A 12,785-nucleotide genomic window follows, 5' to 3' on the forward strand; every position below is an offset into this window, starting at 1 on the left:
GGGCGTGCTGCTGGCCGGGGCGGGCGGGGCGCTGAAGGCGCTGCTGTCGCCACCGCTGTGGGCAGGGGCTTCGCGGGTGTCGGCGGCATCGGTCATGCTTTCGTCGCCCGATGGCTGCGCTGCGGCGTCCGCCGCTTCGCCTGCGGGCTGCTGCGGCTGTTCCGTGTTTTCCGGGGCGTTGTCGCCGCTTTCCGCTGCCGCGTCGGCGTTGTCGCCCGCTTTTTGTGATGGCGGGCGGTACACGCCGCTGTCGGCAAAGGTCTTCAGCGATTCGTTTACTTCCAGCGCCGGTTGCGGCATTTCGTGGCGCAAGACGCTGTCGAGCATATCGTAGTGGGCGTCAAGGCCGAAGTGGAGCAGGGTTTTCGCCTGGCGCACTTTACTCTCGGCCAGCTCCGGCACTTTGTCGATGACGGATTCCATCAGGTGCGCGGTGTCGCCGATGGCGGTGAAGCCAACGAGACGCGCGCCACCCTTGAGGGTGTGCATGGTGCGTTGCAGCTCTTCCACCACTTCTTTTTTGCTGAAGTCGTCTTCAAGCAACTGGCTGGTGGTTTGCAGCAGCCCCTGCGCTTCGTCGGTGAAGATGTCCACCAGCACCGGGTCGATGTTGTCGTCGAAGTCGGTGGCAATCGGCACTTCTTCCACCACCGGCTCTTCCACCGGCGGCGCGTTTGCTGCCGCTTCGGCCTGCTGTTGTTGCGCGATGCGCGCCGCTTCGGCTTCTTCGGCCACGTCCGGGTAGGGCAGCGGCTGGTTGAGGTAGCTGTGGATGTTGTTGAGGATGTAGGGGTCGGTCTGCGGCAGGTAGCCGTCGCGGACGGAGTCCAGCATCAGCATTCCCTGCCACATCGCGCCAACGAGGATGCTGGTCGCCTTGCTGCTCGGCTCGGCCTGGCCGTTGACGATGCCGTCAATCAGCGATTCCACGCCGTGAGTGAGGTCGCCGATGGCGTTGTAACCGGCCATGCGCGCGCTGCCCTTGAGGGTGTGCATATCGCGACGGATGGCGTCGAGACGGCTCAACTGGCTGCGGTTTTCGTCCCAGCGCTCGGCTTCTTCCTGACTGTGGGCGAAGAGCGACATCGCTTCGTCAATGAAGGTTTCCGCCAGCATGGTGTTGGCGTTCGGGTCTTCGACCAGCTCGCTGCCAAGCGGGTCGCCGCTGTAGGGCATGGAGGCCGGGTCGCCGTTCCATTTGCTGCCGCCCAGCTCGCGCCGCGCGTTCAGCAGCGAGTTGATGGCTTCGATGGCGTCGTCTTCGTTGCCTTCTTCTTCGTAGTTTTCGATGAGGTTGGCGCTTTGGCGCAGCACGGCGGCGCAACTGAGGCTGACCGGCGTGCCTTCCTGTTTGTGGGTGAGCAGCAGTTGTTCGATGGAATCAAGCAGGCGCCAGACCCACGGCGGGGCGGCGTCGCTGTCAATGCTGTCTTCGATGTCGTAAACGGCGTCAATCAGGTCGTCAACCAGCTCCGGCGATTCGGTTTTGTCCGCCATTTGCGACAGGGTGTCGAACTGGTCCACCGCACGCAGGAATCCGGCGCGGCTGGCGGCGGCGCTGCTTTCGCTGCTTTTTTCCTGGTTGATGGCGTTTTCCAGCCCTGGATGTTGCGCCAGCGAGGCCAGCTCCTGGCTCAGCCGCTCTGCCGGATTGGCACGACGCGGCATATTGGCGAGGATGTTGTTCAGGTCGCCAATGGAAACGGCTCCGGCGACGGCTTGCGCCGGTGTGCCCGCAGCGCTGCCGCCCAGCGGACGACCGGCGAACGATACCGGGACGTCAACGATGTCGGCATCATTGAGCGGCGGATGGTCGCCGGGGACAGTGGCGGTGTCGATGAAGCCACCTTCGCCGGTCGCCGCATCGGCGGGCAGGTTTTCGGGATAGACTTCGGCGTCGCCCGCCGCCTGTTCGCCTGCCGGGATGTCAAAGAATCCGGCATCGACCACTTCCGGCGTGGCATCGACAAATCCGCTCTGGTCGCCGTGAGCAGGCGTTGCCGCGCCGGCAGGTACTGCGTCGTCCGGCGACAGCACTGCTTTGACCAGCGTCGCCGGCGGTTCGGCTTGCAGCCCGGCGTCGGCAAAGACCTGCGCCACCTGTTCCGGGGCAAAGCCCTGTACCGCCAGCGAATCGCCCAGATGCTGCTGCACCGCGGCAATCGCCGCCGGTTCCTGCGGCAGGCCGTTTTGCTGCCAGTGGCGTTGCAGGGTCGCGGCGAGTGCGGCCTGGGTGTCGGCGTCGCCATCCTGCAAGCCGCGACGCAGCATACCGAGCAGGCGGTTGTACACCTCCGGCGGAAATTCCTCCGGCAACACCGCCGGTCCCGCCGCCTTCTCTGCGGCGCGACCCAAAATCGCTTCTATCGTCGCCGCATTTACCTTGTCGCCCAGCGATGCGCTGATGCGCGCGGCAACCGTGGCGCGGGTTGCCTCGTCATAGATGGAATCGGTCTCCTTCCATTGCGCGCCGATACTGGCGGCAAGCATTTCCTGGGCGACGGCACTGTCGCCATGCGCAGCGGTAAGACCGGCGTGCAGCGTTTGCAGCATCTCGCTGTAGGCTTCATGCTCAACCCCGGTGGGCAGGGCGGCGGCCTGCACCGCGGCGCGATTGAGGATACCTTCGACGGTCGCGGTATCCACTTCACCACCGAGGGCGGCGCTGATTTGTTGGGCGACGGCGGCACGGGCAGCCGCATCCTGCAACGAATACGGTTCCTCCCATTGCGCGGCGAGCATCGTTGCCAACGAATCCAGCGCGGCCTCATCGCCCTGGGCGGCGGCAAGGTCAGTACGCACCGTTTGCAGCATCTCGCCATAGGCTTCGTGTTTGACGCCTGCGGGCAGCGCGGCGGCCTGCACCGCGGCACGGTTCAAAATGCCTTCGACGGTCGCGGCATCGGCTTCACCGCCCAATGCGGCGCTGATGCGTGCGGCAACCGTTGCCCGCGCGGCGGGGTCTTGCAGACTGTACGGTTCCGCCCATTGCGCGCCAATGGTGGCGGCGAGCGCTTCCGCAGCGGCTTCGTCGCCTTGTGCATTGGCGATTCCGGCGCGCAGCGTTTGCAGCATTTCGCCGTAGGCTTCGTGTTTGACGCCTTCCGGCAACGCAGCAGCCTGCACTGCGGCGCGGTTCAAGATGCCTTCGACGGTGGCGGCATCGGCTTCACCGCCGAGGGCGGCGCTGATGCGTGCAGCAACGGTCGCTCGAGCAGCGGGGTCTTGCAAGCTGTATGGTTCCGCCCATTGCGCGCCGATGGTCGCGGCAAGCGCGTCAGCGGCGGTGTCGTTGTGTTGCGCTTCGCCAATGCCCGCGCGCAGCGTTTGCAGCATTTCACCGTAGGCTTCGTGTTTGACGCCTTCCGGCAGCGCAGCGGCTTGTACGGCGGCGCGGTTCAAGATGCCTTCAACGGTGGCGGCATCGGCTTCCCCGCCCAATGCGGCGCTGATGCGTGCGGCAACGGTCGCCCGAGCGGCGGGATCTTGCAGGCTATACGGTTCCGCCCATTGTGCGCCGATGGTGGCGGCGAGCGCTTCGGCAGCAGCTTCGTCGCTTTGCGCGTTGGCAATACCCGCGCGCAGCGTTTGCAGCATTTCGCCGTAGGCCTCGTGTTTGACGCCTGCGGGCAAGGCGGCGGCCTGCACTGCGGCGCGGTTCAAGATGCCTTCAATGGTGGCGGCATCGGCTTCACCGCCCAATGCGGCGCTGATTTGTTGGGCCACCGCAGCGCGGGTGCTGGCGTCTTGCAGGCTGTGTTGTTCTTGCCATTGCGCGCCGATGGTCGTGGCAAGCGCTTCGGCGGCGGTTTCGTCGCCTTGTGCATTGGCGATTCCGGCGCGCAGCGTTTGCAGCATCTCGCCATAGGCTTCGTGCTTGACGCCTGCGGGCAAGGCGGCGGCCTGCACCGCGGCACGGTTCAAAATGCCTTCGACGGTCGCGGCATCGGCTTCACCACCGAGGGCGGCGCTGATTTGTTGCGCCACGGCAGCGCGGGTGCTGGCATCTTGCAGGCTGTGTTGTTCCTGCCATTGCGCGCCGATGGTAGCAGCAAGCGCCTCGGCAGCGGCGTTGTCGCCTTGTGCGGCAGCCAGTCCGCCACTGAGGGTTTGCAGCATCGCGCCGTAGGATTCGGGGCGGACGCCTGCGGGCAAGGCCGCCGGTGCGGGTTGTTGTCCGGCGACTTTGGCGGCGACGCGGTCGAGAATGGCTTCAACGGCGGCGGCGTCGGTTTCGCCTGCGCCACCGAGGGCGGCGATGACACGCTGCGCGATGGCGTCGCGGGTCGCTTCGTCTTGCAGGCGGTTGTCCGCTTGCAGTTGGCTACTGATGCTGGCGGCGATGGCGTCTTGTGCAGCATCGCCCTGCGCTTCGCCCATGCGGTTGCGCAGGGTTTCAAGCAGGTGTTCGTAGTCGGCGGGGTTGAGGCCTGCCGGGGTTTCGCGCGCTTTTTCGGCGGCGCGGTTGAGCACGGCTTCGACCAGCGCCGCGTTTTCGTGGCCGTCGCCACCCAATACTGCCGCCATTTGTTCGGCGACGGCGGCGCGGACGGCGCTGTCTTGCAGGCTGTTCTGGTTCTGCCACTGGTTGCCGATGGCGGTGGCGAGCATTTCCTGGATGTCGGCGCTGGAGGCGTTGTCCAGACTGGCGCGCAGGGTGTCCATCATCACGCCGTAGGAGTCCTGGCGTACGCCTTCGGGCAGGACGCTCGGCACGCGGTGCGGCACCTGGGCAAGCATCGCGTCCAGTACGTTTTCGTCAACGGTGCCTTCGCTGGCAAGCGCCGCTTTCAGGTGGGCGATGATGTCGTCACGGGTTTCGCCTTCGGTGGCGATGCCCTGTTGCAGCCATTGGCGGCTGATGCTGTCGGAGAGTACCGCCTGCATATCTTCGTCGGCACCGGTGGCGAGGCCACGGCGCAGGGTGCTGAGCATCCGGTTGTAGGCCTGTTCGCTGATGCCGTGCGGGGTTTCGTGTTGCGGTACGCCGGGGGCAACCGGCGCGGTGAGGCCGGGTTGTACCGGGACGGCGGCATCACCGGCAGCGTTCGCCTGGGCGAGGATTTCGGCGACCCATTGTGCCTGCGCCCCGCCTTCACGCTGGAAGCTGGTGAGCAGGCTTTGTGCCATCGCTTCGCGCAGCGCCGGGTCGTCGGCAACGCTTTGTTGCCATTGGCGGCGAATGGTTTCGGCCAGCGCCGCCTGCATATCGGCATCCGGCTCGCCCATGCGCAGGCCGCGTTGCAGGGTGCGCAGCGCCTTGTCGTAGCTTTCTTCGCCGCTGAAATCGGCGGGGGCTGCGGATGCGATTGCGGTTTCTTGTGCGGCAACGCTGTCGTCGGCAAGGCTGATAGCGGGTGCTTCCGCCGAAACGGTTTCGGCGGGTGCGTGGGCGCTGTCATCGGCAAGGCTGATTGCAGGCACTTCCGCCGATGCGGTTGCCGCGCTCGTGCTGATGCTGGCGGTGGTGTCGTGGGCGTCGTCGTCGCTGGCGAGGCTGATGGCCGCGTTGCTGTCGCCTGTTGTCTCGGCGGTTGCGGTGAATGAAGCGGCGGCGTGGGTTTCCGCCTCGCCACTGTCCGTAGTGAGGGCGATGGCGGGTGCTTCGGCCGCGCTGGCAGGTTCGTCGGCAAGGGTAATGTCGTCAAAGGCCGACCAGTCTTCGCTGGCTGGCGCCGCGCTTTCTCCCGCCGGTACGGCTGCGGTGGCGGCAGGTGCGGTACCGGCACCGCTGTCGGAAAGGCGCAGTTGGCGCGACAGGGCGTCCAGCGCGTCCTGTTCGCTTTGCGGTGCGTCCATCAGCGACAGGCGTACCCGTTCGGCGACCAGCGCCTGTTGCAGCAACGCGCCTTTGTGCTCGACGAACTCGTCCTGTTGTTGCAGTACGTTGAGCAGGGAAATGGCATCGCCGACGGTGTCGCGCACCAGCGAGTTGGCGGCAAAGTCTTTTTCGATGACGCGGTTGAGCAGTTGTTCGTGCTGCCAGGCAAATTCGCCCAGCGCCTCGTAACCGACGGTGCGCCCGGAGCCTTTCAGGGTGTGGAAGGCGCGACGGATGTCGGTGGTGAGCTGCGGGTCTGCGGTGTTTTCGTGCCACTGCGGGTAGGCGTCGTTCATGGTGGCGACGATTTCGCCCAGTTCTTCGTTGAAGAACTCGCGGATTTCTTCATCCATGACTGCATCGGCATGGCTGCCGACGAAGCTCGCCTTCTCGGCGGGGATGTCGAGTTTTTCCAGATCGGCGAGGGATTTGTCCGCGAAATAGGGAACGCCCACCACGGCACCTTGCCCGCCAGATGCTGCGGTATCGCTGGTCGCAGCGACGGTAATGGCGGCGGGTTCTTCGCGGGTATCGGCGTGGTCTGCGTCCGCGTGCGGTTGTTCCGCAGCGGCAGTTGCCGCAGCTTCGCCGTTATCTGCCGGGGCTTCGTGTGTTGCAGAAGTTGCGGCTTCTTCTGCCGGAGTAGCTGTTGCGCCATGTGCGCTTGCACCGGCATCTGCGGCTCCCGTAGCGGTCGCGGTTGTTTCATCTGCTTCGCGGGCAGCCGCTTCGCCTGTCGGGATAGAGGGTTCGGATGCGGGGGCAACTGCTCCCGTATCTGACGCTGTCGCAGCGGTTTCACTCGCCGGGGCGGGCGCGGCAGTTGCAGCTGGTTGCGCGGCAGGGGTTGCGGGCGCTACCGCCGGAGCGGCGACGCTTGCAGCGGCATTTGCGGCACCGGCTGCCGCAACGCCACCTGCCATGACCGCTGCGGCGGCATCATTGCTGCTGCGCACCGGCACGGCACCGGCGTTGTCTTGCGCGTGTTGGGCGAATCCGAGGGTGGATTGCGGCGCGGCGGCTGTTGCCGTGTGGCTGGCGAGCGTGACCGGCGTCGGTTCCGGTTGTTCCGCTTCGGCCTCGGTGGCCTGTTGTGCTTCCAGCTCCAGGATGGAGAAATCGTCGGCAAGAACTTCCAGTCCCATACCCAACACATCCTTGAATTCCTGGATGTCGCCAGCGTTTTCCGCCTCGTCTTCTGTTTCCGGCGGCGCCATGTTGGCGAGTTCGACGAACAGGGCTTTTGCCTTGGCACTGGCGGGGCTGATTTTTTCGATATTGCCCACCGCTTCTTTCAGGAAAGCGACATCTTGCAGGGATACCTTGCCGGATTCTGCCAAGTCGTCAAACAGGTATTCGACTGCGACCAGTGCATCAATAACCGGCACATAGGTTTTGGCAAGGGTTTGCTCATTCTGCGTGGTAAATTCGGCAAACAGCAGCGCCAATTGTTGCAGTTGGGCAGACAGCTCTTTCAATCCGACCAAAGCGGTCACGGCGCTGTAATGCACCAACTGTTTTGTTGCTTCATGCCACGGTTGTTCCGCTTTGACCGTCTCGACTTGCAAGACTTCCTTGCGCAAGGATTCAAAGAATTGCTTGCCAACCGCACCGGTATCGCGCACCAGTTTTTTGATTTCCAGTTGGCGCGAATGTTCAGCCTGCGCCTGCAGGGCTTCCGCATAATTATTGGCGGTTTTGCCCGTGCTGTCTTCCTGCAATTGTTTCAGCGTTTCCTGCACCAGAATCAGGGCTTCGGCCACTTCAATCCATTGGGCGTCCGTCAGCGATTCGCCCAGTTTTTGATTGACCTGGGCCAATAATAATTGTGGTGTTTTGAGTTCGAGGAGTTCAAACAGGTGAATCAGGTCTTCATTCTGCCCGGCAATCCCTTCTGCATTGAAAGGCGCTTCCGGATTGCGAATATGCTGCTCAATCTGGTTACGCGCGACTTCAATAATCTTGTTGACTTCGTTTGCCAGCGCCTGATAGGTTTCGCGGCTAATGAACGGTTGCGTCGTGACCTGGATTTTTTCACCACCGGCAAGCAGGGTTTTGACGGCTGTCGTCGCCTGCATGACCGATTGTTTTTGCGTGTCGCTGATATGATCCAGTCGTTCGATGTAATCGGCGAGCACCAATAGCCCGGAGGCAATTTCTGCACCCTTGTCGGCAAACGAGGCGTTTACGCCGTGTTCGTTGACGCCCTGGTCCAAACTTTCCACACCGGCAACAATGGCCTCGGCCAGAGCGACCGCTTCTTCCTGTTCCATCAGCGACAGGCCGCCGCTGATTTCTGCCATGCTTTCGCGCAAGGCATCCACGCCCCCGGATTCGGGACGCTCCAGCCATTCGATGAGTTGCCGTTTTATGGTGGCGATATTGCGCGCCATTTCAGTCTGGACGCGCGCCAATAGTTGATTGCCTAATTCACTTGCCATGAAAACTCCTGTACCTGATTCGGCACGAATGCCAAATCCTGTTTGTTTTTGATTAATATCCTACCGGCAGTTTGAAGCCCGATACGGAGTTTTTCAGTTCTTGCGAGAGTACGCTCAGGTTTTCGATGGAGTCGGAGGTCTTGATGACGTTCTCGGTCGTCGTGACTGCCATCTGGTTAATCTGCGACATATCGCTCGCGATATTTTCCGCCATGGTGGAAACTTTTCGGGTGGATTCGGAAACCCGTTCAATCAGCGAGGCGAGCGAGGTGGAGACGTCTTCAATTTTGCTGAGTGCCGTACCCGCTTCTTCTGCAATATTTGCCCCGTCAACGACTTCCTTGGTGGAGCGTTCCATCGAGGCGACTGCCGCATTGGTATCGTTCTGGATGGTTTTAACCAGTCCTTCAATCCGCTTGGTTGCATTGGAGGAGCGCTCGGCGAGGCGTTGTACTTCGTCGGCAACGACGGCAAAACCGCGTCCCGCTTCCCCGGCGGAGTTCGCCTGAATGGCAGCATTGAGTGCAAGGATGTTGGTCTGGTCGGCAATGCTTTTGATGATTTCAACGATATTGCCGATTTCTTGCGAGCTTTCGCCCAAACGCTTGATCAGGGTGCGGGTTTCCTGAATGTTGCCACGGATGTTGTTCATGCCGTTAATGGTATTGCGTACCTGTTGTGCTCCTTCGCGCGCAATACGGACGGAATTGTGCGCGATTTCGGCAGAGTCAGCAGTACTCATCGCAACGCGGTCGAGTGAACGCACCATGTCGCTGATGATTTTGGCGATGGAGTGAATTTTCTGCGCCTGTTCGGTGGAAGAGGTCTGCATTTGTTCGGCAATCAGGCGGGTACTGTTGGATGCGTTCGATACCTGGGTTGAGGTGCGGTTAATGGTACCGACCAGTTCGCGCATGGATTCGATGGCGTAATTGACGGAATCAGCAATCGCCCCGGTGAAGTCCTCGGTCACTTGTGCTTCTACCGTCAAGTCACCATTGGAGAATTCGGCCAGTTCATCCATCAGGCGCAGAATTGCGTCCTGGTCGCGTTTGGCGCGAAATTCGGCTTCGGTAGAAACATTCTGGATTTTGGAGTATTGCTCGCCAACGAATTGGTACCAAAGGAAACCGGCGGCACCGGTAAGGACGACCATTAACGGTAATACGAGGTTTAGCATAACGCTATTGGTGAACAATAATGCCAGACTAATTAATGCCAGCAGGCCGACAACGGCGGAGGTTGCAATGGCAGGGACGTAAAATTTGCTGCCGCTGCCTTTGGCAACATTCACCCGATTTTTTGAACTTAACATAAATCACCCGTTTATTTATTGTACGTTTTGAATGAATGAGGTATCTGTTACCAGATTTTTCAAATCAATGCGCAACCATTGAAGTCCATCCATGGCGGCCTGGCCATCAAGCCAACTGCGCGTGGACTGGTAGGAAGATACTTCACAGGAGCGGATTCCCTGAATGGAATCCACTTTCAGGATATAACCCTGTCCTTCATTGTGAAGGATGATAAATCCGCTGCGGATTTTGACGCTTTGCGGAGCAAGGGTCGGATCGACAAACCGTTTGAAATCGACCACGGAGAATACTTCGCCGCGTACCCCGGCAAGCCCCAGCAACCAGCCAGGGGTAAAGGGCAGCGGGGTAATGTCCTGAATGCTGGTGGAGACTTCCTGCACCATTTTCATGTCAAGCAGGTAGTATTTGTTGCCCGCCGTAAAGGCGAGGTAACTTTCTCCCGCAGCGTGATAGGTATCCACCACTTTTTTGCGTGCTTCCGCTTTTTCCACATAATCGCAAAGCACGGCAAAGGGCGTCATTTCCGTGGCTTTTGTATTCTCGCTGTTCATATCAAGGTTTTGATTTGTACCAATAGCGCCTCTTTTTCCGGCGGCTTGACGAAATATTCTCGCGCACCATTGCGCAATCCCCATGCCCGGTCGCTTTCCTGATCCTTGGTGGTCAGCATCAGGATGGGAATGTCGCGGGTATCAGGATTGCGCATCAGTTTGCGCGTCGCCTGGAATCCGCTCATGCCCGGCATGACTACATCCATCAGTATCAGATCCGGGTGCTTTTCTTCTGCGGTTTTTATGCCCTTGTCGGCGGTATCCGCCCAAAGCACGGTGTACCCTTCGCTTTCCAGCATGACGCGCACGACTTCCGCTTCCGTGGGCGAATCATCCACTATCAAAATGGTAGCCATTGTCGGAATGTCCTTTTATTGAACGTGCGTGCGGATGGCATTGAGCAATTCGTCACGCGAGAAAGGTTTGGTCATGAAGTATTCGGAACCGGCGATACGCCCGCGCGCCTTGTCGAAGATGCTGTCCTTGCTGGAAAGCATCAGTACCGGCGTTTTGGCAAAAGCGGCATTGCTTTTGATGACGGAACACACCTGATAGCCGTCCAGGCGCGGCATCATGATGTCAAGGAAAATGACGTCCGGTTTGAACGACATGACTTTGGACAGGGCACTGAAGCCATCTTCGGCGGTGGAGACGGTGTAGCCTTCCCGTTTGAGGATGGCTTCAGCCGTTTTCCGGATTGTGCCGCTATCGTCCACAATGAGCACTTTCACGGATTTGTTATCTGACACGCGAACTCCTTAATTTTCGCTAATAGAAAGGACATAGAATAGCGGATTACCGCCGAAAATGCGACGGTTACGCGCTATTCCAACCCGCTGTTACCGGCCAGCCAGTCCTCCGCAATCACGGCGGCGGCCATGGCATCGACCTCTTTTGCGCCGGGCAGGCGCGCATGAGCCTCGTGCGAGCTCAAGTATTCATCGATGTAATGAACCGGTAATCCAAACGCTTCCTGGCACTTCGCGCCTATCCGGCGGATGGGCGCGGCCAGCGGATGTTCATTGCCGTCACGCAGACGCGGCAGGCCGATGACGATGTGCGACACCGACCATTCCCGCACCCAGGCGGCAAACTGCGCGGCTTCCAGCTGCTGCGCCGGATGGCGCAAAACAGCCAGCGGTTTGGCCGTTTGCGTCAAAGACTGGCCAACCGCCACGCCGGTTTTGCGCTGTCCGACGTCCAGCGCCAGAATCCATGTCGTTGCCACCCAAAAATCTCCGTAACGCTTCGCGCATCATAATGCACATTAAATTTGGTAAAGGCAAGGTTAATGTTTGCCCGCCTTGCGAAGCGCCGTAAAATCACCACCTTGTAACCTTCCCCGATTTACCTTGAAATTCAAAAGGAACACCGCATGACCACTTGCAAAATCCTCATCATCGGCTCCGGCCCGGCTGGCTACACCGCTGCCGTTTACGCCGCGCGCGCCGGACTCGAACCCGTCCTCATCGCCGGACTGGAGCAGGGTGGGCAACTGATGACCACCACCGATGTCGATAACTGGCCCGGCGCGGCGGAAGGCATCCAGGGGCCGGTGCTGATGGACAATATGCGCGCCCACGCCGAACGCTTCCAGACCCGCATCGTGCGCGACCTCGTCACCAAAGCCGACCTCGGCGTCTGGCCGTTCCACATCGAAACGCGCAACGAAACATACAGCGCCGAAGCCGTCATCATCGCCACCGGCGCGAGCGCCAAATACCTCGGCCTGCCCTCCGAAGAAGCCTACAAGGGGCGCGGCGTCTCGGCCTGCGCCACCTGCGACGGCTTCTTCTACCGCAACAAACCGGTCGCGGTTATTGGCGGCGGCAACACCGCCGTTGAAGAAGCGCTCTACCTCGCCAACCTCGCGCAAACCGTCACCCTCGTCCACCGCCGCGACAGCTTCCGCGCCGAAAAAATCCTGATTGACCAACTGCACGAACAGGTCGCCGCCGGGGAAATCGTCCTCAAACTGAACGCCGAACTCGAAGAAGTCACCGGCGACAAGGCAGGCGTCAGCGGCGCAATCATCCGCTACAAAAGCGGCGAAAAAGAAACCCTTGCCGTGGACGGCGTCTTCATCGCCATCGGCCACAGCCCGAACACCGACCTCTTTGCCGGCCAGCTCGAACTGGACAACGGCTACATCAAAATTCGGGGCGGCAACCACGGCAACGCCACCCAGACCAGCATCGCGGGCGTCTTCGCCGCCGGGGACGTTACCGACCAGACTTACCGCCAGGCCATCACCTCCGCCGCCAGCGGCTGCATGGCAGCACTGGACGCCGAGCGCTACCTGGCGCAAAAAGCGCTTGGCGAGTGATACAATAAGCCACTGATAACTTGTTCCCAAACCAAATTTATGAGGTAAAACATGGCAACCCAACCCATCATCGTGCCCGATTTGGGCGACTTCACCAACGTTGACGTCATCGAAGTCCTCGTCAAGGCAGGCGACAGCGTCAAAAAAGAAGACTCGCTCATCACCCTCGAAACCGACAAAGCCTCGATGGACGTCCCCGCCCCGGCAGACGGCGTCATCGCCACCCTGACCGTCAAAGTCGGCGACAAAGTCTCCGCAGGCGACACCATCGGCACCCTCGACAGCGCAGGCGGCGCTGCCCCTGCCGCTGCTGCCCAACCTGCCGCCGCG

General features: G+C 61.0%; 8 protein-coding genes. 2 read left to right on the forward strand and 6 right to left on the reverse strand.

Translation table 11 applies throughout. The features are described 5' to 3' along the window. From Q0349_RS13845 to ruvX, 6 genes are all read right to left on the reverse strand, one after another. Nucleotides 1–8,262 (reverse strand): Hpt domain-containing protein (locus tag Q0349_RS13845; RefSeq protein WP_298081603.1); only part of this gene is annotated, 8,262 nt, incomplete at its 3' end. A 52-nt stretch (nucleotides 8,263–8,314) separates the two neighbouring features. Continuing rightward, nucleotides 8,315–9,577: a methyl-accepting chemotaxis protein gene (locus Q0349_RS13850; protein WP_298081604.1), complete on the reverse strand. Its 1,263-nt coding sequence runs from the start codon at nucleotides 9,575–9,577 to the stop codon at nucleotides 8,315–8,317. 15 nt (nucleotides 9,578–9,592) lie between these two features. Next, complete coding sequence (locus Q0349_RS13855; protein ID WP_298081605.1) at nucleotides 9,593–10,129, reverse strand: chemotaxis protein CheW; 537 nt, start codon at nucleotides 10,127–10,129, stop codon at nucleotides 9,593–9,595. Further along, entirely contained in the window at nucleotides 10,126–10,485 is a 360-nt protein-coding gene (locus tag Q0349_RS13860; RefSeq protein WP_298081606.1) for a response regulator, read from the reverse strand. Before Q0349_RS13860 ends, Q0349_RS13855 begins: the two co-directional genes overlap by 4 nt. 15 nt (nucleotides 10,486–10,500) lie before the next feature. After that, entirely contained in the window at nucleotides 10,501–10,878 is a 378-nt protein-coding gene (locus tag Q0349_RS13865; protein ID WP_298081607.1) for a response regulator, read from the reverse strand. Between the two features lie 74 nt (nucleotides 10,879–10,952). Continuing rightward, on the reverse strand, nucleotides 10,953–11,357 hold the full coding sequence (gene ruvX, locus Q0349_RS13870) for a Holliday junction resolvase RuvX (RefSeq protein ID WP_298081608.1): 405 nt from the start codon (nucleotides 11,355–11,357) through the stop codon (nucleotides 10,953–10,955). Between the two features lie 147 nt (nucleotides 11,358–11,504). Between ruvX and trxB the strand changes: the two genes are divergently transcribed. Beyond that, nucleotides 11,505–12,455 carry a thioredoxin-disulfide reductase gene (gene trxB, locus Q0349_RS13875; protein ID WP_298081609.1) on the forward strand — a complete coding sequence of 317 codons (951 nt, stop codon included), beginning with the start codon at nucleotides 11,505–11,507 and terminating at the stop codon, nucleotides 12,453–12,455. A gap of 51 nt (nucleotides 12,456–12,506) precedes the next feature. Beyond that, nucleotides 12,507–12,785: biotin/lipoyl-containing protein (locus Q0349_RS13880; RefSeq protein ID WP_298081610.1), on the forward strand; the 279-nt coding region annotated here is incomplete at its 3' end.

It is taken from the genome of uncultured Cardiobacterium sp., from assembly GCF_938028185.1.
Lineage (GTDB): Bacteria > Pseudomonadota > Gammaproteobacteria > Cardiobacteriales > Cardiobacteriaceae > Cardiobacterium.